The organism is Foetidibacter luteolus, assembly GCF_009650435.1.
GTDB lineage: Bacteria > Bacteroidota > Bacteroidia > Chitinophagales > Chitinophagaceae > Foetidibacter > Foetidibacter luteolus.
On the sequence record NZ_VVIP01000035.1, the window covers coordinates 11,346 to 38,004 of the forward strand.

At 45.0% G+C, this 26,659-nt stretch carries 25 protein-coding genes; 9 read left to right on the forward strand and 16 right to left on the reverse strand.

What is annotated here, in order from left to right; all coding sequences use genetic code 11:
* Window positions 1–211: 211 nt before the first annotated feature.
* The gene (locus F0364_RS09470) at window positions 212–1,405 is read right to left on the reverse strand and encodes an Lnb N-terminal periplasmic domain-containing protein (protein ID WP_153797538.1); all 1,194 of its coding nucleotides are present in this window, start codon (window positions 1,403–1,405) and stop codon (window positions 212–214) included.
* 447 nt (window positions 1,406–1,852) lie between these two features.
* Between F0364_RS09470 and F0364_RS09475 the strand changes: the two genes are divergently transcribed.
* Both F0364_RS09475 and F0364_RS28895 read left to right on the forward strand, forming a co-directional pair.
* Window positions 1,853–2,173 (forward strand): hypothetical protein, encoded by a 321-nt coding sequence (locus F0364_RS09475; RefSeq protein ID WP_153797539.1) that lies wholly within the window; start codon window positions 1,853–1,855, stop codon window positions 2,171–2,173.
* Complete coding sequence (locus F0364_RS28895; RefSeq protein ID WP_207632593.1) at window positions 2,160–2,318, forward strand: hypothetical protein; 159 nt, start codon at window positions 2,160–2,162, stop codon at window positions 2,316–2,318. Before F0364_RS09475 ends, F0364_RS28895 begins: the two co-directional genes overlap by 14 nt.
* A gap of 10 nt (window positions 2,319–2,328) precedes the next feature.
* Here the strand turns inward: F0364_RS28895 and F0364_RS09480 are convergent, their stop codons facing one another.
* From F0364_RS09480 to F0364_RS29170, 6 genes are all read right to left on the reverse strand, one after another.
* Window positions 2,329–3,513 carry a class I SAM-dependent rRNA methyltransferase gene (locus F0364_RS09480; RefSeq protein WP_153797540.1) on the reverse strand — a complete coding sequence of 395 codons (1,185 nt, stop codon included), beginning with the start codon at window positions 3,511–3,513 and terminating at the stop codon, window positions 2,329–2,331.
* Window positions 3,514–3,628: 115 nt separating this feature from the next.
* On the reverse strand, window positions 3,629–5,032 hold the full coding sequence (uxaC, locus tag F0364_RS09485; RefSeq protein ID WP_153797541.1) for a glucuronate isomerase: 1,404 nt from the start codon (window positions 5,030–5,032) through the stop codon (window positions 3,629–3,631).
* A gap of 206 nt (window positions 5,033–5,238) precedes the next feature.
* A complete protein-coding gene (uxuA, locus tag F0364_RS09490; protein ID WP_153797542.1) occupies window positions 5,239–6,417 on the reverse strand; it encodes a mannonate dehydratase in 1,179 nt (392 codons plus the stop codon).
* Between the two features lie 219 nt (window positions 6,418–6,636).
* On the reverse strand, window positions 6,637–7,464 hold the full coding sequence (locus tag F0364_RS09495) for an SDR family oxidoreductase (protein WP_153797543.1): 828 nt from the start codon (window positions 7,462–7,464) through the stop codon (window positions 6,637–6,639).
* 97 nt (window positions 7,465–7,561) lie between these two features.
* On the reverse strand, window positions 7,562–8,026 hold the full coding sequence (locus F0364_RS29165) for a sugar phosphate isomerase/epimerase family protein (protein WP_235921062.1): 465 nt from the start codon (window positions 8,024–8,026) through the stop codon (window positions 7,562–7,564).
* 21 nt (window positions 8,027–8,047) lie between these two features.
* On the reverse strand, window positions 8,048–8,410 hold the full coding sequence (locus F0364_RS29170) for a hypothetical protein (RefSeq protein ID WP_235921041.1): 363 nt from the start codon (window positions 8,408–8,410) through the stop codon (window positions 8,048–8,050).
* A 582-nt stretch (window positions 8,411–8,992) separates the two neighbouring features.
* On the opposite strand from F0364_RS29170, the gene F0364_RS09505 reads away from it, so the two are divergent.
* From F0364_RS09505 to priA, 3 genes are read left to right on the forward strand one after another with little or no spacing between them, the layout of a single operon-like run.
* On the forward strand, window positions 8,993–10,009 hold the full coding sequence (locus F0364_RS09505) for a LacI family DNA-binding transcriptional regulator (RefSeq protein WP_153797544.1): 1,017 nt from the start codon (window positions 8,993–8,995) through the stop codon (window positions 10,007–10,009).
* Window positions 10,010–10,021: 12 nt separating this feature from the next.
* Window positions 10,022–10,771, forward strand: coding sequence for a lysophospholipid acyltransferase family protein (locus F0364_RS09510; RefSeq protein WP_153797545.1), 750 nt, complete (start codon window positions 10,022–10,024; stop codon window positions 10,769–10,771).
* Window positions 10,772–10,816: 45 nt separating this feature from the next.
* Window positions 10,817–13,312, forward strand: coding sequence for a replication restart helicase PriA (gene priA, locus F0364_RS09515; protein ID WP_235921042.1), 2,496 nt, complete (start codon window positions 10,817–10,819; stop codon window positions 13,310–13,312).
* A gap of 225 nt (window positions 13,313–13,537) precedes the next feature.
* On the opposite strand, the gene F0364_RS09520 is transcribed toward priA, so the two are convergent.
* Both F0364_RS09520 and F0364_RS09525 read right to left on the reverse strand, forming a co-directional pair.
* Window positions 13,538–14,071 (reverse strand): Uma2 family endonuclease, encoded by a 534-nt coding sequence (locus tag F0364_RS09520; protein ID WP_153797546.1) that lies wholly within the window; start codon window positions 14,069–14,071, stop codon window positions 13,538–13,540.
* Window positions 14,072–14,540: 469 nt separating this feature from the next.
* The gene (locus F0364_RS09525; protein ID WP_153797547.1) at window positions 14,541–15,212 is read right to left on the reverse strand and encodes an NAD(P)H-binding protein; all 672 of its coding nucleotides are present in this window, start codon (window positions 15,210–15,212) and stop codon (window positions 14,541–14,543) included.
* A 21-nt stretch (window positions 15,213–15,233) separates the two neighbouring features.
* Here F0364_RS09525 and murB point away from each other — a divergent pair, with 21 nt between their 5' ends.
* A complete protein-coding gene (gene murB / locus F0364_RS09530) occupies window positions 15,234–16,256 on the forward strand; it encodes a UDP-N-acetylmuramate dehydrogenase (protein WP_153797548.1) in 1,023 nt (340 codons plus the stop codon).
* Between the two features lie 16 nt (window positions 16,257–16,272).
* On the opposite strand, the gene F0364_RS09535 is transcribed toward murB, so the two are convergent.
* On the reverse strand, window positions 16,273–17,043 hold the full coding sequence (locus F0364_RS09535) for a DUF4197 domain-containing protein (protein WP_153797549.1): 771 nt from the start codon (window positions 17,041–17,043) through the stop codon (window positions 16,273–16,275).
* Between the two features lie 149 nt (window positions 17,044–17,192).
* Here F0364_RS09535 and F0364_RS09540 point away from each other — a divergent pair, with 149 nt between their 5' ends.
* The gene (locus F0364_RS09540) at window positions 17,193–18,350 is read left to right on the forward strand and encodes an NAD(P)/FAD-dependent oxidoreductase (RefSeq protein WP_153797550.1); all 1,158 of its coding nucleotides are present in this window, start codon (window positions 17,193–17,195) and stop codon (window positions 18,348–18,350) included.
* A 14-nt stretch (window positions 18,351–18,364) separates the two neighbouring features.
* Here F0364_RS09540 and F0364_RS09545 read toward each other — a convergent pair whose 3' ends face one another.
* From F0364_RS09545 to metF, 6 genes are all read right to left on the reverse strand, one after another.
* A complete protein-coding gene (locus F0364_RS09545; RefSeq protein ID WP_153797551.1) occupies window positions 18,365–19,132 on the reverse strand; it encodes an SDR family NAD(P)-dependent oxidoreductase in 768 nt (255 codons plus the stop codon).
* A 104-nt stretch (window positions 19,133–19,236) separates the two neighbouring features.
* Entirely contained in the window at window positions 19,237–19,680 is a 444-nt protein-coding gene (locus F0364_RS09550; RefSeq protein WP_153797552.1) for a hypothetical protein, read from the reverse strand.
* A 1,028-nt stretch (window positions 19,681–20,708) separates the two neighbouring features.
* The gene (locus tag F0364_RS09555; protein WP_153797553.1) at window positions 20,709–21,539 is read right to left on the reverse strand and encodes an anti-sigma factor; all 831 of its coding nucleotides are present in this window, start codon (window positions 21,537–21,539) and stop codon (window positions 20,709–20,711) included.
* 1 nt (window position 21,540) lies between these two features.
* Window positions 21,541–22,044, reverse strand: coding sequence for an RNA polymerase sigma factor (locus F0364_RS09560; RefSeq protein WP_153797823.1), 504 nt, complete (start codon window positions 22,042–22,044; stop codon window positions 21,541–21,543).
* A gap of 101 nt (window positions 22,045–22,145) precedes the next feature.
* A complete protein-coding gene (gene gcvH, locus F0364_RS09565; RefSeq protein WP_153797554.1) occupies window positions 22,146–22,526 on the reverse strand; it encodes a glycine cleavage system protein GcvH in 381 nt (126 codons plus the stop codon).
* Between the two features lie 126 nt (window positions 22,527–22,652).
* A complete protein-coding gene (gene metF, locus F0364_RS09570; protein ID WP_153797555.1) occupies window positions 22,653–23,606 on the reverse strand; it encodes a methylenetetrahydrofolate reductase [NAD(P)H] in 954 nt (317 codons plus the stop codon).
* A 104-nt stretch (window positions 23,607–23,710) separates the two neighbouring features.
* Here metF and lptB point away from each other — a divergent pair, with 104 nt between their 5' ends.
* Together lptB and F0364_RS09580 are read left to right on the forward strand one after the other, a co-directional pair.
* Window positions 23,711–24,784 carry an LPS export ABC transporter ATP-binding protein gene (gene lptB / locus F0364_RS09575; RefSeq protein ID WP_235921043.1) on the forward strand — a complete coding sequence of 358 codons (1,074 nt, stop codon included), beginning with the start codon at window positions 23,711–23,713 and terminating at the stop codon, window positions 24,782–24,784.
* A 398-nt stretch (window positions 24,785–25,182) separates the two neighbouring features.
* Window positions 25,183–26,559 carry a peptidylprolyl isomerase gene (locus F0364_RS09580; RefSeq protein WP_153797556.1) on the forward strand — a complete coding sequence of 459 codons (1,377 nt, stop codon included), beginning with the start codon at window positions 25,183–25,185 and terminating at the stop codon, window positions 26,557–26,559.
* Window positions 26,560–26,659: the final 100 nt, after the last annotated feature.

Below are 26,659 nucleotides of genomic sequence, written 5' to 3' on the forward strand. Positions count from 1 at the left end.
TGTTTAAAACAGGTAAAAGCAGGCGCCATAAACACAAAGGGCCGGTGAATTGTTGCGTTGTGTCACCACCGCGCCAGGGATTGAAGCGGATACCCCGGTACCCCCTATAGCTCCCCCTCAAGGGGGAAACGCAGCGCGGCGGGTGCCGGAGTATAAGCGGAAAGCCCGGTGCCCTTGCGATAGCTTGGGCAGGCGCCCCATGCATTTGTATTTATTTCTTTTTGCGAACGGGCAGTTTTACTGGCATTTCTATTTTGGCCAGCTTAGAGCAGCGCAGCAGCAGGTAAAGCACCAGGGGGATTAAAGCTATGTTTAATTGCTGCGGCAGCCAGAACCATGTAACCAGTAACATGCCGTAAATAAGCGCCAGCAATAAGAAATACCGCCTTAGCCACAGGGCTTTTTTCCACAGGAAAAAGGCCGCGAAAATATTGGTTGGCAACGCCCATAAAAGATTGTAGTTTTTTTGGCAAACGGTATGATCTGTACCAAACCACATAAACAACAATAAAATACCTAACAGGCCGGTAATGTAAAGCAGCAAAGAATCAAAAAGGCGGGTGATGCTGACAGCCCAGCGGTTCTTTAATAAAGACAGCCCGAAAAACAAAGTGCAAATGATGCTGAATATCATTAGCGGCGCATACTTCCAGGACTGTATATCCGGCGGGCTGGCCTGGTAAATTATATTGCTGGGTTCTATAACACCCTCGGCGGCCAGGTTAGATTCATCCAGCCCCTGCATAAGGTAATCAGGCAAAAACATGGCGTTCCAGTTAGTAACAGGCTTATCCATCATGCTGCCCAGCAAAATATCTATACCCAGTTTGCTCCATGGTTTGGCGCCTTCGTCCAGGTATTCGTGTATCTGGTTGCGGTAAGTAAAGCCATACTGTACAAGTGAATCTGTTATAGCAAGCCCGCTAAGGTTGGCAAACACAATATCCCGCACCCGTGATGTGCAGTTATCCAGCAAAAAATCGTATTTGTAATACCGGTTGGCGCCCTGCAGGTTTTTGCTTAGCGCATTAAGCATTTGCTTTTTGTGGCTGCAGTCAATACTCAGTACCTGCTCCCATATACTGCGCTGCTCGTATTGGTAAACACGGATAAACTCGTTGTAAGGCTCTACGGATAAAAAATATTCCAGTTTACCACGCACAAACTTCATATAAAAATCAGGGTCATCAAAGTCAAAAGTGCCCCAGTTAAAAACAAGGTCAGTACGCCGGGTGCTGTCAATAACCCTGATGGCGGTATGGCCAAACGTAGAATATAATTCGCTACCGGGGGTGCAGGTTAATACGCTGATGCGTACATGGCAGCTACTATCGGTTTGAGCGCCTGCGATATAAAAAGAAAGAAAAAAGACAACAGCCGGTAACAGCCACCTGGTAATCTTCATTTGGATTTTAAGCGATTTAGGGGGCAAATTAAGCTATTTATGGTTGGCGGCGGTGATTGCCATTTTACGTTATTAACATGATTTGGTGGAAAAGATAAAACCAGGTTTTTCCACCGGTATGGAAGAAGGATAGCGCATTTTATAATTGCAGGTTTTTGGGGGTGCCCCCAAGCTATCGCAAGGGGTCGGGCTTTTCGCTATTACTCCGGCGCAAGAGCCACCGCACTAAGGCCTCACCGGGGTAACCGCTGCAATCCCTCACCCGCCGGTGCAACAGGCTGCTTATTTTGCAGGCCAGCTGTAGTATAAATGGGTTAGAGAGATTATTTTTTAGATTTACAAGAACATTGTTTGGCAAACCAGTTAAAGTGCTGTTTACCGGGGTTCGACCTCACCCCAATCCCTCTCCAAAGGAGAGGGGCCAGCAAAACCTACAAAAACAAGGTTTTGGCAGCACAAGCCCTGGGTTACAAAGTTACCTTGCTGTTTTTTTGGTTGCACGATGTAAACCTGGCAACAGAACGTGTAAAGCTGCGGGTAGCCGCAGGCGGACATAACATACCAGGAGATGTAATAAAAAGACGCTACCAGAATGGTTTAAGCAATTTGCTTGAGATTTATTTTGATATTTGTGACAGGCTGATTATAGCAGACAACTCAGACATGGAATATGATTTGATTGCTCAAAAAAATAAAGGTGCCGATATTACAATCGTAAGTAACTCAAAATGGCAAACCTTAAAAGAAAACGTAGATGGAAAACAATAAATTAATATTCGACGAGGTAACCCAAAAAATTCTTCAGGGCCTCGACCTTGTATCCAAACGCCTTATTGAAGACGCGAAAAAAAACAACAGGGAACTTGTTGTTTACCGCGACAATAAAATCGTAAAGCTTAGATTCTCCAAATAGCGCCTTCTTTTTACTTGTCCCGTACTTCTACTATTAAAAATTTCAGGTAATTGGTATTCTCCAACCCCCAAACAATCGGGTGATCGCTGGCCTGTGCATTAAAAACCACCTGCCTTATTTTTTTACGGGCATCTTTGGCTGCCATTTCAATGGTTTGCAAAAACAGCTCCGGCTGTACCAGGTTGGTACAACTGCTGGTAACCAAAAAACCGCCGTTCTTAATCAGCTTCATGCCCCGCAGGTTAATTTCTTTGTAACCGGTAATGGCTTTCTGTATGTTTTCCCGGCTTTTGGTAAAAGCAGGCGGGTCCAGCATTACCACATCGTACTGTCGGCCATCTTTAACCCAGGTTTTCAATACATCAAATGCATTTACCGCTTCAAACTTACAGATATGCCCCAGCCCGTTCAATTCTGCATTGCGGGTGGCCTGGGCAACAGCGTTTTCACTAATATCCAGCCCCAGTACCGATTTTGCGCCATAATGCGCCGCATGTATTTCAAAAGTGCCGGTATAGGTAAAAGCGCCCAACACATCCGCACCTTTTACAATATGCTGTATGGCACGGCGGTTATCCTGCTGGTCAAGAAAATAACCTGTCTTTTGGCCATTCTCAATATCCACATGAAACTTAAGCCCGTTTTCTGAAATGATGATACTGGTATCAAAAGGCTCAGACAAAAAACCTTTGTGTTGTGCCAGCCCTTCCAGTTCACGCACAGGCACATCGTTTCTTTCGTAAATGCCTTTGGGCTTAAATACCTGTTGCAGGGCTTTTACAATGGCCGGTTTCCAGGCATCCATGCCGTAAGCCAGGGTTTGCAGTACAAAATAATCGTTGAACTTATCTATTACCAGGGCGGGCATTTCATCCGCCTCGCCGAATATAAGGCGGCAGTTTTCCGTATAGCCTATGTGCTGGCGGTAACCCCAGGCTTCCTGTATGCGCTTAAGAAAAAACCCTTCGTTAATATCTTCTTTTTTGCGGGTAAGCAACCGCACAATAATCTGCGATTTGGGGTTAATATAACCCCGGCCGCAATATTTTTCATCATGGTAAAATACGTCTACTATGTCGCCAGGGGTAATATCCGGGCCGGCAGGCACTATCCTGTCCACTTCATTGGCAAATATCCATGGATGGCCGTTGGCTATACGCTGGGCGATTTTCTTGCGCAGGAACACTTTTGTCATGCCGCAAAAGTATATGGTTACTACGAAAAAGGAATATCGAACAAGGAACACGGAATTTTGAATGGCGAAGACGAATGAACCCCACTCACTATTCACTACTCACCATTCACCAGCATTACACGCCGAAATATTCCTTGGCGTTGTTGTAGCAGATATCCTGTATAATGCCGCCCATCCAGGTAACATCGTTGGGCAGCAGGCCTTGCTCTATTTCATTGCCGAACATATTGCATAACAGCCGCCGGAAATATTCATGGCGTGGAAAAGATAAAAAACTGCGGCTATCTGTAAGCATGCCCACAAAACAACTAATGATGCCCATGCCGGATAACGCATTCATTTGTTTTTCCATCCCATCCAACTGGTCTAAAAACCACCAGCCACTACCAAACTGTATTTTGCCTTTTATACTGCCATCGTTAAAGTTGCCCGTCATGGCGGCCAGCACCTCGTTAAGGCCGGGATTAACGTTGTAGAGTACAGTTTTGGCAAGTTGGTTGGTACTGTCAAGCCGGTTAAGCAACATAGACAAAGCGGCCGCCTGCCGGTCGTCCGCAATGCTGTCAAAGCCGGTATCAGGCCCAAGCCGGCGGAACATGCGGGTGCTGTTGTTACGTAATGCGCCAATGTGCAACTGCTGTGCCCAGCCTTTTTCATGGTACATTTTAAACAACTCTACCATCAAATGCCCCTGTAAAGCTTCCGCCCATGGGCTTGCATCCACAGCATCGCCACGCAGCAGCTTTTTGTATTCTTCCGCGGCGCCGGCGGGCAGGTCCAGCACGGCAGGCACTTTTTGCAGGCCATGATCGCTGATGCGGGCACCCAGCTCATGAAAATAATCCAGCCGCTTGCGCAACGCTTCCAGCAGGGTATCTATGCAAACTATGTTTACAGCACTTGCAGCCGAAAGGTTTTTAATGTATGCCAGGTAGGCATCGCCACCTGTAACATTCCAGCTTTTATCGGGCCTGAAGGAAGGCATCACCTTCACTTCAAAACCTTGCTCTTTAAGTTGCCGGTGATAAGCCAGGTCATCGCAGGGGTCATCTGTAGTGCCGGCAAATTCCACTTTAAAATGTTTAAGCAACCCCTGCGTGGTAAAACCGGGTTGTTGCAGCAGTTCACCGGCTTTATCATACACATATTTTGCCGAAGAAGCATTCAATAATTGCGTTATGCCAAAAGGATTTTTTAACTCCAGGTGTGTCCAGTGAAACAAAGGGTTACGCACCGTATAAGGCACTATTGCGGCCCACTTCAAAAACTTTTCTTCATCTCCGGCCTCGCCGGTTATGTATTCTTCATTAACACCCAGGGTACGCATAGCCCGCCATTTATAATGGTCGCCACGCAGCCATGCATCGGTAAGGTTGATAAATTTTTTGTTTCCTGCTATTTCCGCCGGTGGCAGGTGATTGTGATAATCAATAATGGGCATTTGCCTGGCGTAATCAAAATATAGCTTCTGTGCCGTTGGTGTTTGCAGTAAAAAATTATCGTCCAAAAAATTTTTCATGCCTGGTGGTTTCGGTGATGGTTGTGCTGTTCTACTTTTTCTTTTGGGTACGGGCGACTGTTTTTTTATGGCATCCCAGTTGTGTCACTCACTTGTGCTTTCTGTTTTTCATTGCAACAATTAGTCTCCATAGCAGCTTTTGGCTTCGATTTTTAGGTCTTTGTTTCCGCCCGGCATATTAACGCATAAAGCCACTGCCGTCTTCTTCAGGAAGTAAGGGCGTATCCCTCAGACCTGCAAATGCCTAGTTCCAGCCCTCTCAACTCGGCCAGCCCACGCAAGCGGCCAATACAGGAATAGCCGGGGTTGGTTACCTTATTCAAATCATCAATCATCTGGTGGCCATGGTCTGGCCTGAAAGGAATGGCGTTCTTACGTTGCTGCTGTGTGGCCAGCAGTTCCTTCATTACAGCATACATATCGGTATCGCCGCCCAGGTGGTCGGCCTCATAGAAATTGCCATACTCATCCCTGCTGGTATTGCGCAGGTGGATAAAATAAATGCGGTCTGCCAGTTGGCTTGCCATAGCCGGCAAATCATTATGCTTGGAAGCGCCTAATGAGCCCGTGCAGAAACAGATGCCATTACTTTTGTTAGGTACGGCCTGCAGTATATATTCATAGTCTTCTATTTTGTTCATAATGCGTGGCAGGCCAAGAATATCAAACGGAGGGTCATCCGGGTGTATGGCCAGTTGAATACCAAGTTCATCAGCCACTGGTGTTATTTCTGAAAGAAAGTAAGCCAGGTTTGCACGCAGCGCATCATGGTTGATATCTTTATACACCGCCAGTCTTTCACGCATTTCTTCCACGGTGGTTTTCTTTTCGCCCGGTATGCCGAACATTACAATACCTGCCAGTTGCTCCAACTCATCTTCGCTGTATTTGTTGTAACGTTTCTCTGCTTCCTGCAAAATGGTATCGTTGTAATCTTTAGCGGCGTTTTCTCTTTTAAGAATATAAATGTCAAACACGGCAAGGTCAAACCAGTTAAAGTACAATGCCTTACTACCATCGGGCATCAGGTAATCAAGGTTGGTTCTTGTCCAGTCGTTTACCGGCATGAAGTTGTAGGTAACAATGGTAATGCCGCAGGCTGCCAGGTTGCGCAGTGTTTGCTTGTACTGTTCGATGTATTGTTGATAATTACCTGTTTTTGTCTTAATATCTTCATGCACAGTTACACTTTCCACTACAGACCATGCAAGGTTATAGGCTTCTATTTCTTTTTTCCTTTTTTCAATTTCTTCTACTGTCCATACATCGCCATGGGCAACATGGTGCAGGGCGGTAACAATTCCTGTGGCGCCTGTTTGTTTTACATCCTGTAATGTAACGGGGTCGTTTGGCCCAAACCATCTCCAGGTTTGTTCTAATTGCATATTGTTGTTTTTAAGCTTTGAGTTTTGCATTACGAGCCGTGAGCTTATTTATAATCCTGTTGCACTATGCTGTGTAGCAAACAAGCCCTCCATTTTGCCCAGGGCAGGCTACTGAGGCAATTTGCTGAATGGAATTTACTCAGTACAAGTGAGTGACACAATCCCGAAGTTTCGGGACCTCATAGCAGCAATAAAGCCTGGCCCGTAAGCCTTGCTTTTCTATACTCCTGAGAACACATTAAAGCCGCCGTCCACACAAATAATTTCGCCCGTTACAAAACCCGAAGCCGGGCTTAATAACCATATTAATGTGCCGTTTAATTCTTCGGGATTGCCAAAGCGCTGGTAAGGCGTATTGCGTATAACCGCCTCGCCCCGGGGGGTGTAGCCACCATCTTCTTTTACCAGCAAATGGCGGTTTTGCGTGGTTACAAAAAAGCCGGGCGCAATGGCATTGATGCGTACTTTTCCTTTATAACGACGGGCCATTTCCACACTCATCCATTTGGTAAAATTATCAACTCCCGCTTTGGCCATTGAATAACCCAGCACCCGGGTGATGGCTTTTTGCGAGGCCATAGACGAAATATTTACGATGCTGCCACCCTGTTCGGCTATGTGTTTTCCAAAAATAACCGAGGGCAATACCGTGCCAAACAAGTTAAGCTCAAACACATCATGCAAGGCATCCAGGTTCATTTCAAACAAATCATCATCAGGCCCTATTACCGCCGCTGCCACATTACCGCCTGCGGCATTTACAAGGGCATCAATTTTTCCGTACTGCTGCAAAATTTTTCCAGATGTAGCATGCAGTTCCTCTTTGTTCAATACATCACATTGCATAAACACAGCTTCGCCACCGCTTTGCTTTACTTCTTCTTCAAGCTGGCTACCCACCTCCTGCTTACGGCCAATGATAAGTACTTTGGCACCGGCGGCAGCCAACACTTTTACAAAAGAACTGCCCAATATACCTGTACCGCCGGTAATGACGACTACCTGGCCAGAAAGATTAAAAACATTTTCTATAACACTCTGGTTCATATTATTTGAATTGTAACGCGTCAAGTTTATGATGGGCGCAAGCTTTGGAATCAGGGCAGTGCTAAGCGTTGGCTATTAACCCAACAGCAAGTATGCATCAGGCAAGCGCATGGGCTATACCCCTGAAATAGCCTACGGATTCAGCTATGCCCGGCAAAGACTCAGTCATATCTTTTTCAAATTCAATACTTGCCAACCCTTTGAATTTCGCTTTATACAGCGCTGTAACAAAGGCCTTGAAATCAATAATACCGCGGCCTACTTCTATTGCTTTGGCATCTTTCTCCGCGGCGGTTACGTCTTTAATGTGCAAGTCAAATATTCGTTTGCCGTAAGCTTTAACTGCATCTGCAGGCGAAAGGCCGGTACGTTGTGTATGGCCAATATCCAGGCAAAGCCCCACACGTTCATCCCTGTTCTTTATTTGCTCATACACTTCTTTCGGGCTGGGATATAATTTATCCTCCGGGCCATGATTGTGAATAGCGATCCTTATGTTGTATTCTTTCACTTTTTGCTCAGTGTAGTCCAGCAGTTCGTAATTAGGCACACCCACAATCATATCCACTCCCACATTTTTTGCTTAGGTAAACGTTCGGTCAACTTCCTCCTTTGTTTTCATGTAAATAACCCCCACGGCATATACCTTAATACCGGCATCGTTAAACTGTGCTAACACAGATTTAATTTTTTCAGCATCACTGTCCAACGGCAGGTGAAAATCCTTTAGAGAAATATTGTAAACGCCTACCCTTTTCATCATGGCTATGGTTGTGGGTATATCAAATTTTGCAAAAGTGTAACCTGCCATACCCACGGTAAACGCATCTTCGCCTTTGTTAACGGCTGCTTCAGAAAACATGGCCGCCCCGCCTGCTATCGGCAAGGCTAAAGTTCCTGCCATGCCAATGGCAGATGACCTGATGAATTTTCTTCTTGAATGCATGTATGTTTATTTATGTATAACAGTTAACAATAAAGGAGTATTTTTTAGCCCGGCAACATTACTGCTATCAGGCTTTACTTGCGTCGCACTCTTGTACGCTTTGCTCTTTGTTCATCAAGGCATCAGCAGCTTTCCCGGCCATACTTCACAGCAATCATCCACCTTAACTTTCAATACATGGTGCCTGCACGTTATAAGCCTGCCGCACCTTGCCGCGTAGAATTACCGAACGTACAAGAGTGCGACGCAAGCGGCGATGAAAGAAGCAATACAGTCCGGCTCCAAAAAATTGCTCACCTTTTAATTCTGTGATTATACCTATTCTTATCATGTTATATCAAACATGTACTGTATAAAAAATATGAAGTGATTTACTGGCATAAGCAACAAATTTTCGCTGGTTGTGCAGTGGCGTTTTCACCGGCTATGCTGCAATATATGCATAATCAGTGTTCAGGAAACAACGGTATTGCGGTCTTTGTTAACTACAACGGTTGAAATTGTTTACTACAACGTTTTAAATTATCGGGAGATTTGCCCAAATTTGACGATGGCAGAATCCTGTCACTTAAATTAACAACTTTGAAGAAGCCTGTAACGATAAAGGACATTGCCAGGAAGCTGAACATGTCTGTGTCTGCCGTATCAAAAGCATTGAACAACGATAAAAGCATCAGTACACTTACCCGGGAACGCGTAGCAGCCCTTGCCAGTGAGTGGAATTATGTGCGTAATGAAACGGCAAGGCATTTTCAGCAAAGTAAAAGTTTTACGGTCGGCATAATTGTACCTGCCATTCTTGACCAGTTTTATGCCCTTGCCATTAACGGTGTTGAAAAAATAGCGCTGGAACAACAATACAACGTTATCCTTTCTCAGTCGCATGAAGATTTCGAAGTAGAATCGAAGATTGTTAATATGATGATACGCAACCGGGTGGATGGTGTTATTGTGGCCTTATCCAAACAAACTGTTGACACGTCTTCCTTTAATAAGCTGGCCACTTTAGGCATACCGATTGTTTATATTGCCCGCATGCCTAAAAACCCTGACTGCCATTACGTAAGCAGCGACAATTTTGGCGGCGCCTATAAGGGAACTGAATTTTTGATTAAGAAAAAAGGGCACCATCGTATTGCCCATATAAAAGGCCCGGATGAAATGTACATAAGCCATATACGGCACGAAGGTTATATGCAGGCCTTAAAAAAGTACGGTATTGAATACGATGACAAGTTGGTTACCAGTGTTGACTTTTCAAAAGAAGCCACCTACGCTGCCATGGAGCAACTTATGGCTTTGGCAGAGCCACCGACCGCCATACTTACCTTTAAAAATTACATTACACTGGATGCGCTGCAATTTTTAAGAACCCGCCATCCCGATAAAATTAACAGCATTGATTTTGTAGGCTTTGGTTTTTTGCCCTTGCTGGAATACATTGATCACAAACCTACCGCTTCTGTGGCAGAGAACTCTTATGATATTGGCATTAGTGCCATGCGGCTTCTGCTGGAGCTGATGCGGGATGAAACCGAAGATAACAATATAACGCCCAAGCATATTGAGGTGGCTTGTAAACTGGTGGTTCACAAATAACCCATTTACCCAATGAAGAAAATTTTAAGACCCCTGCAGATTGTTTATGTTATTTACGCCTTGCTATGGTTTGTGATACTGATGTTGCTGGTGCTTCTGTTTGTGCCGTTTTCTTTGCTGGCCGGCAAAATAAAAGGGGGCAATTATATTTACTGGCTGTGCAATAAATGGGCAAAGCTCTGGTACTTTTTTACAGGTATAAGGCATAAAGAAATTTATGAAGCGCCGCATGATAAAAGCCGGCAATACATATTTGTAGCCAACCATTCTTCTTACATGGATATACCACCTATTGTAAGGGCCATACACCAGCCTGTGCGTGTATTGGGAAAATATGAGATGGTAAAGTATCCCATATTTGGGTTAATATACCGCTCCGCTGTAGTGGTGGTAGACAGGAGCAGCGCCGAAAAAAGGGCCCGGAGCGTAAGGGCGTTAAAGAGCGCCCTGCAAAAAGGCATTTCCATTTTTATTTTTCCGGAAGGCACATTTAACCAAACGGATAAACCTTTGAAAGAATTTTTCGATGGTGCTTTCCGCATAGCCATTGAAACAAAAACCCCCATTAAACCATTGCTGTTTGTTGATTCAGAAAAGCGCATGCACTGGCGTGGATTTTTTGAACTGACCCCAGGCCCCTGCAGGGTAGTGTACCTGGCAGAAGTGGATGTTTCCCAATACAGCCCTGCAGATATTGCTGTGCTAAAACAAAAAGTGCATGATGTGATGGAAGAAGGTTTGATAAAATACAAGTTCACCTGACAAAATTCTAATTGATGAAGCCTTGTTATCTTTACCCGTTACAGAATGGAAAATGGACAACTTAACATAAAACCAGTTACCCCGTTAAACATGCAGGCTGATATCTATGCCGAGATCATCGTTCCCCTTGCCCTGCCTGTAAATTATACATGGAGCATACCTGCGCATTTGCAGGAAAAAGCCAAAGCCGGTGTTAGGGCAGAAGTTGAGCTGCGCAATAAAAAATACACGGGCATTATCAAAAGAATGTTTCCTGAAAAGCCCGCCGCATTTAATCCCAAACCCATCCTGAACATACTGGATACCGAGCCGCTTGTCTATGAAAATCAACTGCAGCTATGGCAATGGGTGGCGGCATACTACATGTGTACGGAAGGTGAAGTAATGCAGGCTGCGGTACCCGCCAACCTGAAACTTTCCAGCGAAACCATAGTTATCTGGAATGATGAACACGATGAAGACTTTACCGACCTTGATAATGACGAATTTGTAGTGGCCGAAGCGCTAACCATCAAAAAGGAACTTAAGTTAAGCGAAGTGCAGCAGTTACTGGATGCATCTCATGTATACCCGGTGATAAAGCGCCTTATCGAAAAAAAGATATGCTATGTGTGGGAAGAGCTGAAGGAGAAATACAAAGAGAAAAAAGAAACGTACATACTGCTGCACCCGGATTACCACAACGAAGACAGGCTGGCTGATTTAATGAATGCATGGAGCCGGGCACCCAAACAGCTTGACCTGCTGCTCTCCTACCTTCACCTTTTAAAAACCGAAGGCGAAGTGATACAGGTAGAGTTGCTGAAAAAATCCAATGCCACTGCAGCCCAGTTAAAGGGCCTGTTAGAGAAAAAGATTCTCATAGCACAAAAACGCTCTGCCGAAAGAATTAAAAGCCTGCCCAAAGATGTACAGGTTGATTTTAGCCTTTCGCCGGCGCAACTGCAGGCTACCAACGAACTGCTGGAGCATTTCTCTAATAAACAAGTATGCCTGCTGCACGGCGTTACTTCCAGCGGCAAAACCCAGGTGTATGTTAAACTCATTGAACAACATATTAAGCTGGGCCAACAGGTATTGTATATGCTGCCGGAAATTGCATTAACAGCCCAAATTATCCGCAGGCTGCAAAAGCATTTTGGCGGCCATATTGCCATCTACCATTCCAAATTCAACCCTAACGAACGTGTTGAACTTTGGAACAAGGTTAAGAGCGGGGAGATTAAAGTAGTGCTGGGTGCAAGGTCTTCCTTATTCCTGCCCTTTCATAACCTGGGGTTTATTATCGCAGACGAAGAGCACGACGCTTCTTACAAACAACATGAGCCTGCCCCGCGTTACCATGCCAGGGACGCGGCTATCTACTACGCTTCCCTCTGTAATGCCAAGGTATTGCTGGGCAGCGCAACGCCTTCCATTGAAAGCTATTACAATGCCGTTGCCGGTAAATATGGCCTGGTAAAACTTACTGAAAGGTTTGGCAATGTAGAGTTACCGGCTATTGAACTGGTGGATACAAAAACCATCATTCGTAAAGACAAAGGCCGGCTGTTGCTAAGTCCACATTTAAAGCATGCTATTGAGCAAAGCCTTATGCACAAAAAGCAGGTAATTATTTTTCAAAACAGGCGCGGCTATGCGCCTTATCAAATATGCGCCGTATGTGGCTGGATACCCCACTGCGAGCATTGCGATGTTACGCTTACCTATCACAAGGCAAAGAATAAATTAAGCTGTCACTATTGCGGCACTGCTTACCCCGTTATACAAACCTGCGCGGCCTGTGGCAGCCATAATTTTATACAGCGCAATTTTGGTACAGAAAAAGTGGAAGAACTTTTTACCGAAGAATTTCCGGAGGCCAAAATTGCCCGCATGGATTACGACAGCATTAAAGGCAAGCACGACCATGATAACCTCATCAAGCTTTTTGAACAACAGCGGGTGGATATCCTTATCGGTACGCAAATGGTAGTAAAGGGGTTGGATTTTGAGCAAGTAAACCTGGTTGGCATTATTGATGCCGATGGTATTTTAAACTTTGCCGATTTCAGGGTTAATGAACGGGCGTACCAGCTAATGGAGCAGGTTAGCGGCCGTGCCGGACGCAGAGATGGCAAAGGCAATGTACTTATACAGGTTAGCAATACCCACCATCCTGTGCTGGGCTTTGTACAGCAGCACAACTATCAGCACCTGTACGATTTTGAGGTTGAAAACCGCCGCCAGTTTTTTTACCCGCCTTTTTCCAGGCTTATACAGCTTACGCTTAAGCACAAAGAAAAACACCTTGCAGAAGAGGCCGCTTACCTAATGCTCAACGGGCTTAAACCTAATTTCGGTAATTACCTTAACGGCCCCGCGGAACCCATGGTTAACCGCATACGAAACCAATACCTTTGGGAGATACTCATTAAGCTACCCCGCGATGGCAAGCTGATTGCGCAATGCAAAAAAGAGATACAGCAACAAATGGTCATCATACAATCCGCAAAGCTGTATAAACGTGTGGTAATTGTGCCCGATGTTGATCCAGTATAAGTGTAAAAAATTGAGGATGATAATAATGGGGTGTCCCCAAGCTATCGCAAGGGGCCGGGCTTTCCGCTTATACTCCGGCACAAAAGCCTTGCTGCGATGGCCTCACCGGGGTAACCGCTTCAATCCCTCACCCGCAGGTGTAACACGCTGCTTTTTTTGCAGAAAGGCTTCCCGGCCAAAACAGTAAAAGAAAAAAAGACAAGTTAATTTCTAAACTCATAAGTGTTACCAGATCTCATTAAAATCAATATTCACCTGGTAATCACCTATCAAAAAATTGTAAACAAAACTTCTCCCTTTTTCTTTTAGCTCATAGCCGTTGTGGCCTATTTCGTACACTTCCACTTCTTCCATATCCGGAGAAATCAGCAGGAAATACCCAATGCCGTTAGATTCGTATATAGGGAATTTTGTATAGCGGTCTTTTAGCATAGTAGCGGGTGATAAAATTTCAGCCACCAGCGCAGGCGGAAAATCCAGGTATTTTTTTGCTATAGGGCCACAAACCACCAGCATATCGGGCTGTAGTACAATATCGTCTGCAACGCGATAATCCAAAGGCTGGTAAGCAGCGCAATCAGGGCTCTTCTTTAATTGAAACCTGAATTCTGCAACAAGGTTTGCAGCAATCCTTTGATGTTTGGGTACTGGTAAGGGGCTCATAGCATACGGAATACCTTCTATCAATTCCCACTGGCCTTCCCACTGTTCATAATCAGCGTAATTGTAGTGCGGTAATATTTTAACGTCGGGTAACATGTAAAAAATAATAAGCTAAAGTTACAAGAATATGTTCACACCGTCAGCAGCAACTACCCCCTTAACTTTCATACTCCCGCTCTGCGAAGTCTCCAGACTTCGCAGCCCTATGCATCAAGTCTCTGACTTGATAAAGCTTTGCCGCGGGTCTAAAAAGCCGCTCAATGAACCGGACGATGAACGGATTGCGACGCAACGATGATGCCATGAAACTATATCGCCGGTATCATAATCGCAAATGATTATGGTATGTACAGCGTAAAATTGTGCAATAGCCCGAAGGGCTGAATATGAATAGCCCCGGATGAAATCCGGGGTTGACTTACAATAAACCCCCAACCCCTTCGGGGTTGAACAATGCTGTTGCACATTTACCCGGTTTTCGGCATAGAATTGTTTAAGACACCTCAACCTCGCATTCATTTTCTTAACAACCAAACGGTAAATGAATGAAGGTTAGGGTAAAACACTAACCCCCAGCCAGCTTCACCATATCATCATATAAGTACACATGTGTGCCAGGCTGGTGCTGTTTCGCGGCTGCCACCATAGCTTTTGCAACGGTAAGGCCTTCAATAGCACGGTACTTACTTAATGAGCCCCTCAACAAAAAAGAGGTAATTCTCATCAACACTTTTCCGGCGCTTTCGCCTAAACGAAACTCCTTACGCCCACCCAGCAATACAGATGGCCTGAAGATGCCCAGGCTGCCAATACCTGCGGCGCTTACAGCGTCTTCCACCTCACCTTTTAAACGCAGATAAAAATTGCGGGATTGGGCATTTGCCCCCACTGCGGATACAAGCATGTAAGCTTCAATACCCGCTTGACTAGCCAATTGCGCCGCATAAACAGGTATATCAAAATCTACTTTTCTGTAGGCCGCCTCGTCGCCCTTTACTTTTTTGGCAGTGGTACCTATGCAACAAAAAAGGCAGTCGGCTTTACCAATATGGCTGCGCATTTCTTCGGGGTTATTAAAGTCAATTACTATCGCCTGCAGCTTTGGGTGTGGGGCTGCTACATCTCTGCGTACCAAAGCTTTTACACTTGCAAACTGCTCATCGTGCAAAAGTTCGTTAACCAGGTATTCTCCAATAAAACCAGTGGCGCCAAGCACCACAGCAGTTAGAGGTTGCATAATTTGTTTACTTTGTGGGCTATGCAAATTGATAAAAATATTTCGCTTAAACCATACAATACTTTTGGCATTGATGTATTGGCCGGCTTTTTTGCTTCTTTTGGCACAACAGACGAACTGGAGGAGTTGTTTAATGCCTTTGCAGCAAAGGAGAAGCTTATACTGGGTGGTGGCAGCAATATTCTTTTCACCCAAAATTTTGATGGCCTTGTTTTAAAGAATGAGCTGAAGGGCATAAGCCTGGTTAAGGAAGATGCCAACCATTATTATGTAAAAGTGGCGGCGGGAGAAAACTGGCACGGCTTTGTTATGCATTGCCTGGCACATAACTATGCCGGGCTTGAAAACCTTAGCCTTATACCTGGCAACACCGGCGCATCGCCTATGCAGAACATAGGCGCTTACGGCGTGGAAATAAAAGATGTATTTGAAAGCCTGGAAGCCTGGCACATAGCCGGCGGTAAAACAGTGCTGTTTACCAACAACGATTGCGAATTTGGTTACCGCGAAAGTGTGTTTAAAAGAAAATTTAAAAACCAGTTTGTCATACTCAACGTTACGTTCCGGCTAAACAAAAAACCTGTCTTTAACACATCGTACGGCGCTATTGAACAGGAACTTGAAAAAATGCAGGTGAAGGAGCTTTCTATACAGGCCATATCCCAGGCTGTCATCAATATTCGCAGCAGCAAGCTGCCAGACCCCAAAGAAATTGGTAATGCAGGCAGCTTTTTTAAAAACCCGCAGATTACCAATGCGCAGTTTGACGAATTAAAGAAGGAATACCCCACCATACCGGGCTACCCGGCAGAAAGCATCAACCGGCAAACCTACACCAAAGTAGCTGCCGGCTGGCTGATTGAGCAATGCGGCTGGAAAGGCTACCGCCTTGGCGATGCCGGCTGCCACGCCAAACAGGCTTTGGTATTGGTAAATTATGGAAACGCTAAAGGCAATGAAATCTATGCCCTTTCGGAAAAAATCATCGAAAGCGTGCAGGCCAGGTTTGGCATAACGCTGGAAAGGGAAGTAAATATTTTATAGCAAGTGGAAACCTCACTTAATTTCCAAATACTTTCTTCAGCAGGTCAGATGTTCTGGCCAAAGGGTTTTTCCTGATGTCTTTTTCCTGCTGCCCTACTTCATAAAAGATGCCCGTAATGGCTTTCTCTGTAACATAGGCGGAGAGATCGGGGTTAAGCTTATCGCCGCCAAAAAGGTTTACTTTATTGTAAGCATTCACCAGGTCGCTCCAGTATTTGGTAGCGTTTACCTTAGTAAGCGACTGTTCGATAACAGGCTTAAAAGCCGCGGTTAGCGGTGAGGTTGTTTTTGTTTTAAGATAACTGGTGGCAGATGTATCGTTACCACGCAAAATGCCCCAGGCATCCTGTATGGTAATGCCTTTAATCGCATCCAGAAAAATTGGTGCGGCGCTTTTGGTGGCATCTTCTGCTGCGCGGTTCATAGAGGTAATGGCATCATCCACCAGTTTGCCCATGCCTACACCACGCAGGGTTTTTTCTACCTTTTGCGCTTCTGGCGGCAACAACACTTTTATGGCTGCATTCTTTAAAAAGCCATCTACGGAAGATAGTTTCTCCGTTCCCTTTTTCACGCCTACATTCAGCGCTTCCTTTAAACCGCTGGCTACGTCATTTGTGCTCAGTGAGTCATTACCGCCGCCGGACAATGCACCCAACAATCCGCCCACAGAAGACTTACCCGTAGAATCAGTCTTGGTAGCTTTTTTAATCAACCCCTTTAATCCCTGGGCATTAACGGTAGTTATGGCAAACAGCAGGATGGTTGTGTAGAATATTCTTTTCATATTGAATTTTTTAAGGAACCGCGACGCTTGTAACCTTAGCGCCAACGCCCTTTGCAACCAAATATATAACCACAAAAACATAACAGGGCGTTAAATGCTTTTAAACAAAGTTTTGCATCGGTAAAAAAGAAACGGTGTAATTTTCGGCCATGCAAATTTCAATCTGGGAAAAGCAGAGTTTTTTTTCCCGCCGCGACTTTATTATCGCCGGCGCAGGCCTTGCAGGTTTGTGGGTAGCGTATGAATTGAAAAAGAAGTTTCCTGAAAAATCTGTGCTGATTATTGAACGCAATATTATACCTGCCGGGGCTTCTACCCGCAATGCAGGTTTTGCCTGCTTTGGCAGCCCTACTGAACTGCTGCACGATATGCACCTGCTGGGCGAAGAAACCATGCTGCAAACAGTTGAATTTCGCTATAAGGGTATTGAAAAAATTAAACAAACACTTGCCGGTACCGATATTGAATTTGATGATTGCGGCGGTTACGAATGTATCACCCGCGGCATAACAGACTTAAGCAGCCTGCAGGAAATGCTGCCTGCACTTAACAATCTGTTGCAAACCGTTACAGGCAATAGCCAAACTTTTGCCTGGTGTAACCAACGGCTTAAGGAATTTGGCCTTAACGGTTTTGATGCACTGATTGAAAACAAGGCGGAAGCAGCCCTGCACAGCGGCAAGCTGGTATATAACCTAACCAGGCTGGTACAGCGTATGCACGTAGATATTTTAACAGGGGTTAGTGTAAAGCATTGGTCGCACAACAACAGCCATGTAGAGGTTGATTGCAGCTACACTTTTGTGGAAGGCAACGTACAGCACATAAGCCTTTTGGCAGGGCAACTTATTCTTTGCACCAACGCTTTTACTTCGGCTATTGCACCGCAACATAAGGTAGCCCCGGGCCGGGGCCAGGTTATTGTTACCAGCGAAATTGCCGGGTTAATGCTTAAAGGAACTTTTCACTACGATGAAGGCTTTTACTATTTCCGCAACCTGGGCAACAGGATATTACTGGGCGGTGGCCGCAACAAGGCGTTTGACGAAGAAACTACCAACAGTTTTGATGAATCTGACATTATACAGGATGAGTTGGAGCGTTTCTTAAGCCAGCATATCGCATCCGGTTACAATTATACAATAGATTACCGCTGGAGTGGTATTATGGGTTTTACTGATAACAGGCAACCATGCATAAAAAAGCTGGAGAAAAATGTGTATACGGTTACATCCTGCAACGGCATGGGTGTTGCCCTTACTCCGGTAATGGCTGAAAAACTGGTTACACAACTGCAGGAAAATTAATGTGCTGCCAGGCTCTACCTTCCCATCCAGCCGCCATCTACCAATAGTATGGTACCATGTACATAAGCCGCCGCGTTTGAAGCAAGAAATACCGCCGGGCCTTTAAAATCAGCAGGTTCTCCCCAGCGGCCGGCAGGTATGCGGTCAAGAATACTTTTGCTGCGTACCGCATCGTTGCGCAGGGCTTCTGTGTTATCGGTGGAAATATAACCCGGCGCAATACCGTTTACGTTTACGCCCTTGCCTGCCCATTCATTACTAAACGCTTTTATCAGGCTGCTTAAAGCGCCTTTGCTGGCCGCATAGCCCGGTACGGTTATACCACCCTGGAAAGAAAGCAGGGAGCAGGTAAAAACAATTTTCCCTTGCCCTCGCTGCAGCATGTCTTTTCCAAATTCACGTGTAATAATAAACTGCGAATCAAGGTTAACGGACAGCACTTTATCCCAATATTCATCGCTGTGCTGCGCCACTGGGTTACGCAGTATGGTGCCGGCATTGTTAATAAGAATATCAATGTGCGGGTGTGCCGCTTTTACCTCTTGTATCAATGAGTACACAGATGCCCTGTCGCTAAAGTCTGCCGCGTAGGCCCAATATTTGCGCCCGGTTGCCAGCACCGCTTTTTCAGTTTCACTGCCAGGCTTTAGTGAGCTGGAAACGCCAATGATATCAGCCCCTGCCTCAGCCAGTCCTATGGCCAATGCCTGGCCAATGCCGCGGCTGCTGCCTGTAACAAGGGCGGTTTTGCCCGATAAATCAAATAGCTGGTTTACGCTCATGTTTGCCGGTTAAGCTGTTAAATAAAGCGCAAGTGTAAAGTTTATTGCAACAGCTTGCATTAACGGCAGGCTGTTTTTTAACGTAAACGATTTCGCGGGTAACTTTATACGCCACTTATTTTCAGCAGCTTATAAAACCGCTCCAGTTCCGAAGTTTCCGCTGGGGAAAAAATTTCGTTCCGGTCATACTTGTTCTTATAAAACAATACCCTTTTGTGTTCCGGGTATTTTTGAAGAATGGCTTCTATCATTTTGCCGGCCTGCTCGTTTTTTTCATATAGCGGTTTTACAGGCGGCAGGGCCGATTTATAACGGGTAGGCCTCTTCATTATGTGCGCCTGCAGGGTAGCCAGTTTTTTAGCGGGTATACTGGTTACTTTAGCGGCCTTAAGGTAAAGCCCTTCCAGTTGTTTTTTACTAAGGCCTCCACGTTCCCGGTACTGCTGGTTAAGGCTTTTGATAAAGTCTGAGTCAGGCCTTGCCTGCAGCATGGCATTCAGTACTTCGCTTACAATGTCTATCTCAATGTCTTTTTTGTCTGTAGGCATAAAAAAGGGCTCTGGCAAAAATAGGGCAACCCGGCATGGTTGCAGTAATTTTTATGTACCGGGCCCAGGAATTTCATGTCATCGCCTGTTGCGTCGCACTACGTTCATCGTTCTGTATTTCATGGCGTCTTTTCAGCCCGGGTAGAAAATATCGAACAAGGAACAGGGAATGATGAGCAACGAAGCGAAATGCCCCAACTCACTACTCACCATTCACCACTCACCATTCACCAATCACTTTCAGCATCCTATCGAAATGCAAAAAGCCAGCCTCTCGGCTGGCCCCGGGATACGGTATGGGGTTACAGTGTTTTTTAGTGTTGGTTGAAAAAGGGGGTAACAATTCTATGGGGTTATATGCTGATCAAGGGTTATGATATTCTTTAAAAAAGGAGGGTGGATAGACATCCACCACTCCCACTCCAAATCTTGAATCAAAATCGGCATGTATATTTCAAGGGCAATGCCAGAAAATAAATAACTGATTATCAATAAATTGAACCGAAAATTATGAAGTAAATTCTCTTTTTTAGAAAATAGCAGTCCATTATGGGAATTACTGTTTACCCGCTTATGCATGGGCATAAAAAAACGGAAGTTGGAAAACCTCCGTTTTGTGTCAGCATATAACCCCCAATGAAAAATTTGTTATTGCTATCGGCGGTTGTTTTGTTCGCCGTAACAACAATACAAAGATGCACCGCGGTAAACCCTGAATCAATGTGAGAAATAAAATGTTTACTGTGATTTTTCACAACAGGGAAATAGGGGATGGTGAGTGGTGAGCAGGGAGTAGTGAGTGGGGAGTAGTGAGTAGTGAGTAGTGAGTGGGGGAATTTCGCTTCGCTATTCATCATTCCTTGTTCCTTGTTCAATATTCGCATCCTTGTTCCTTGTTCGATATTTTCTACCCGGGCTGAAAAGATGCCATGAAATACTGAACGTACAAGGGAGTGACACAACAGGCGATGCCATGAAATACATCAGTCCATCACCAAAAAATAAACACGAAAAATAAATAGCGGAAATTATACTTTGCCCAGTACAAACATCTGGTCCATAGAAGGGGCGGCATTACCGCCAGCCTTTTCCAACGTTATGGCAAAAGCCTGGGCATTAGGAATGGTAAGCATTTTACAGAGGCCGGCACAATCATCAACCATGCCTGCATTAACCGGCTGGCCATTTACGATGGCCCATAACTGGTACTGTTTGCCGGCCGGGGTGGCGGGCAGGTTGCCGGTAGACAGATAAACATTTTTGCTGCTTTGGTTCCAGTACACCTGCGCCAGGCTGTTTTCGTGCCCGGCCACACCCGGCATTTTTATCATCCTGGTGGCAGGGTCGTTCATTACCTTGATGCTTTCATCCATATCATCCATTTTGGCCTTGTATACATCCATACTGGCCTGCATGGTATTTTGGGTTGATAACAAAGCCTGGTATTTGGTGTAGGCGGTTTTGTAACCGTTGTAGAAATAAACATTTAATGCGGCGCTGCCTATAAGCAATACAATAGACGCTGCGGCCATATACTTCCAGAAGGCGGAACGAACAACAGCGGCGCCGGGCAGGGTATTGCTTTTTAACTCCCGTAATGGAAAAGGCGCCGCGGCAGTCGGCTGGTTGTTAGCCTGTTGCATAAGGGCCGCCATTACTGTTTCTTTTAAGGCGGGCGGTGGCGCTACAGCACTGTTTAAGGCATTTTGCTCAAGGCTGGCGGAAAAGGCATCAACAGCCTGCCTTACCTGGGCATGCTGCTGCATTAACTGCTCAAGCTCTGCCGCTTCTTCAGGGCTTGCAAGCTCAAGAACATAGCTTTCAATAATACCAGATTCTATGTATGCCTTTATATCCACTTTATGTTTTAACTAGTTCACGCAATTGTACCAGGGCATTTCTCAGCCTTGTTTTTACAGTTCCTAACGGTATGTTTAACATTCGGGAAATCTCTTCCTGGGTGAACCCCTGGAAATAAGACAGCTCAATTAATACCTTGTACTCCTCTTTTAAAGTTTGCACTATTTTACGGAGGCCTATTTTGTCAGTATTAGTTTGGGTTGTTCCGCTGCTGTCATATACGTTTTCTGTAAGCTCACGGTTTTGCCTGCTGTTTTGAAAACCTTTACTGCGTACCATGTCTATAGATGCATTGCGGGCAATATTAAGCATCCAGGTAAACAGGCGGCCCTTGGAGTCGTCGTAAGAATCTATCTGGCGCCAGATTTTCACGAACACTTCCTGTAAAACATCGCCTGCCAGCTCCCTGTCTGTAATAATGGATAAGATTACAGAAAACAGGGCGCCGGAATAACTGTCGTACAAATACCCAAAAGCATGCTGCTCATGTTGCTTTAGCAACATAACCAGTTCGCTTTCAGAATATTTTTTTATTTCAGGCATTTACAGGAGCGGGAAAACAGAAGTTGATGAACAGGATTACCAGCAAGTTTTAAGCCGGAAGATTAAGCTACCAGTTCCGCATAGGCTTCAGCGGTTAAAAGACCATCCAGGTCTGCCGTATTGGCTAATTCAAACTTCACCATCCATCCTTCGCCGTAGGGGTCATTATTCACCAGTTCGGGATTTTTTTCCAATGCGCTGTTAACCTCAGTAACGGTTCCGGCAACGGGCAAAAACAGGTCGCTAACGGTTTTTACCGCTTCAACAGTACCAAATATTGCTTCGGCTTCCAGGGCTTTACCAACAGTGGAAATATCCACGTACACAATATCCCCCAGTTCGCGTTGGGCAAAATCAGTAATGCCTATCAGGGCGGTATTGCCATCAACAATTTTTATCCATTCATGGTCTTTGGTATACTTTAGTTCCGCCGGAAAGTTCATGGTGTAAGTTTTTGCGTAAGTTGATTAATGTAATATTCTTGGTAAATGTATATGATTTCAGTTTTGCCCAACACAAATTCAGCCACACAATTTTAGCCGGTTAGCCAGCCTTTACCGGCAGGTGCGTTAAACCAGTTTGCTTACCACGTTCCAGATAACTTTGGGCTTGCCCAGGGTATAATAATGCAATACGGGTACGCCGTTCTGTTTCAGCTCTTTGCTTTGTTGTATCATCCATTCTGTACCAACAATTTCGCACTCCGCATCGTTTTTACACTTCATAATTTCTTCAGACAGCTCCGTAGGTAAATCCACATGAAAAATACGGGGGAGTATGGACAATTGTTTTTTGTTGGTAAGGGGTTTAAGGCCCGGTATAATAGGAACGTTAATGCCAGCCAGCCTGCAGGCATCTACAAAGGCAAAGTATTTGGAGTTATCAAAAAACATCTGTGTCATTATATACTCGGCACCGGCATCCACCTTTTCTTTCAGGCGTTTAAGATCTATATTCAGGTTAGGCGCTTCAAAATGCTTTTCAGGATACCCTGCCACACCAATGCAAAACCTGGTTTTGCCGCCGTTAAGAATATCTTCATCTATATAAATACCGCTGTTAAGGCTTGCTACCTGTTTCAGCAGGTCTATGGCATAACGGTTGCCGTCGGGTTCTGGCTCAAAAGCCGCTTCATTTTTCGCGGCGTCTCCCCTTAGCACCAGCACATTATCTATTCCCAGGAAGTTAAGGTCAATCAGGGCATCTTCAGTTTCACGGCGGCTAAAACCGCCGCATATCATGTGCGGCACCGCGTCTACCTGGTAATGGTTCATAATAGCGGCACAAATACCCACGGTGCCGGGCCTTTTGCGAACGTCCACTTTTTCAAAGCTGCCATCCAGCTTTTTCTTAAACATGGTTTCGCTGCGGTGATAGGTAACATTAATCCAGGATGGCTTAAATTCCATTAAGGGGTCAAGGTGGTCGTAAATTGACGTAATGCTTTTGCCTTTTAAAGGTGGCAAAACCTCAAAAGAGATCAGGGTCTTATTTGCCTGTGCAATATGATCGGTAACTTTCATTTTATTTAAAATTGCTGCAATATACAACGCAAAGGATTTGATAAAACATTTGCCATACAAAGCATATTGGGGCGCAACCTCTATTTTTGTTTAAAAGCTATTACGTGAGTTTAACGATACACACCAAAGAACTGGTTAAAACCTACAGCAGCAGAACCGTGGTAAACAATGTTTCCGTAGAGGTAAAGCAGGGTGAAATTGTTGGGCTGCTGGGCCCTAACGGCGCCGGTAAAACCACTACCTTTTATATGGTAGTAGGACTTATTAAACCCGATAAAGGCGATGTTTTTTTAAATGATATTGATATTACTAAGCTGCCCATGTACAAAAGGGCGCAAATGGGCATTGGCTACCTGCCCCAGGAAGCCAGTGTTTTCAGAAAGCTAAGTGTTGAAGACAATATTCTGGCCGTTCTGGAAATGACCAAAATGACCAAAAAAGAACGTTTGGACAAGCTGGAATCGCTGTTGGACGAGTTTAACCTGCACCACGTACGCAAAAATAATGGCGACAGCCTCAGCGGCGGCGAAAGGCGCAGAACGGAAATTGCCAGGGCGCTGTCTGTTGATCCTAAATTTATACTGCTGGATGAACCTTTTGCCGGCGTTGACCCCATTGCCGTGGAGGACATACAAAGTGTAGTTGCCCGTTTAAAATATAAGAATATTGGCATATTGATAACGGACCATAATGTAAACGAAACGCTTTCCATTTGCGACCGTGCCTACCTGCTGATTGAAGGAAAGATTTTTAAGCATGGTACCGCAGAACAACTCGCTGAAAATGAGCAGGTACGGCGCCTTTACCTGGGCACCAATTTTGAACTGAAGCGCAAAGACTGGATTATTGAAATGGGCCGCAAGCAAACCCTTAAACACGAAAAGTTGATTACTGTTTTACAACAAGCCCTGGTTGAACTGAATACATTGCAGGCAGCCCAGGCCGCACAATTGCAGGAACCAGCTAACGCCCAGGATGATGATAGCTTGCAGAATTACAATAAGTTGGCAACAGAAATAAAGATTGCCGTAATTGATTACGGAGAATCTCTTGCAGATGACGAAATTATTGAAAAAGGCCGGGCACTGTTTTCCGGCAATATGGATATTGCATCAGAACTAAACAGTACTATAAACTTTTTAAAGCTTCACAACCCCGAGAAAAGCTATGCCAGGTAGTTGCGTTTCTTGAAACATCGTACATCCCACATCTACATCTTGCATAGTACAGGTACTTCGTACTTCGTAACTCGTACTTTTTCCCATCGTACATCCCACACGTACATCCCACATCGTACATCTAACATTTGTTTGGGGGTGTCCCTCGTACCTCGGGCCGGGCTTTCCGCTATTACTCCGCCACAGAGCCTTGCTGCGACGGCCTCAGCGGGGTAACCGCTTCAATCCCTCACCCAAAGTGCAACACGCGGCTTATTTTGCAGGCAGCTTGTATGCCTGGCCATTCAGCAGTGCAGCAAAACATGGTGAATAGCCGTAAAATTCTTTGTTAAAGCCCCTTAATATTTATCACTGCTCTGTTCAAAACCCTACTTTTGAAGGCATTTCATTTTACACTTATGAAGAAATTAGCTGTTTTGTGCGTGGTTGTGGCCGCTTTTATAACAAACCTGGCCGCTCAAACCCAAAAAGTGATTGCGGATAAAATTGTGGCACAGGTGGGCGACAAAATTATCCTGCGCTCAGATATTTTTAACGCAATTGCCGACTATAAGCGGCAGGGGCAGGATGCCCAATTGCCCGCCAATGCGGAATGTGCCTTCCTGGAAGGACAACTTATACAAAAAGCCCTGATGCTGCAGGCTCAAAAAGATTCATTACCGGTTGGCGAAGACGAACTGGAGGGGGCCCTGGATAACCGTATCAGGTATTTTATTGGTATGTACGGCTCTAAAGAAGTATTGGAAGAAGTTGCCGGCAAAACCATTTACCAGATAAAAGAAGACTTCAGGCCCTCTTTGAAAGAACAAATGCTGGCCGATGCGATGCGCAAAAAGATATTTGAAAACATTAAAATTACCCCTAACGAAGTAACCAATTACTTCAACAAAATTCCGAAAGACAGCCTGCCTTATTATGAAAGTGAACTGGAGGTAAGCCAAATCGTAGTTTTCCCAAAAGCGAATAAAGATGTGGAAGAATATGTTACCAGCGAACTGATGGCTTTAAAAAGGCAGGTGGAGAGCGGCCAGAAGAAATTCGATGCCCTGGCCCGGTTGTATTCTGAAGAACCTGCTGCCAAGGAAAGTGGCGGGCAGTTAAACATTAATCGTGGCGACAAAAATATTGACGGTACATTTCTTTCAGCGGCTTTCCGCCTTAAGGAAGGCCAGATATCCAATGTTATTAAAACCAAATTTGGCCTGCACATAATACAGATGGTTAGCCGCTCCGGCGAGGATGCCATCGTAAGGCATATCATTAAAATACCCAGCGTTACAGAGGATGAGATTAACGCTGCCAAGGCAAAACTCGACAGCATAAGGAATAAAATACTGGACGGCACCCTGCCCTTCAATGCCGCCGTAAACAAGTACAGTGATGACGAAAACAGCAAAAGCACGGGTGGTAACGTAATGGCCCAGGATGGTTCTACTTACGTAACCATAGACCAGCTTGATAAAGAAATGGTGGTGAGCATAAGAGACATGAAAGTGGGCGATATCTCCAAAGCAGTAAGCTTTACCAGCGAACGGGGTACCAAGGGCGTAAGGCTTATTAATCTTAAAAGCCGTAGTGAGCCACATAGGGAAAATCTGAAAGATGATTACAATAAAGTATCTCAAAGGGCCCTGGATGAAAAAAAACAAAAGTTAATGCACAAATGGTTTTCCGAGCATATTCCAACTTACTACGTAAGAATTGATAATGATTTTAATAGCTGCAATAACATTGCGGAATGGAAGCAGGTGGCAGAAAAAAACGCCATGAAATAAGTACAAGTAATTATACTTCTAAAAAAGAAGCCTGTTTTCGCGAAAACAGGCTTCTTTTTTTATTAACAAATAAAATTTGGAAAAAATACATGTACATACA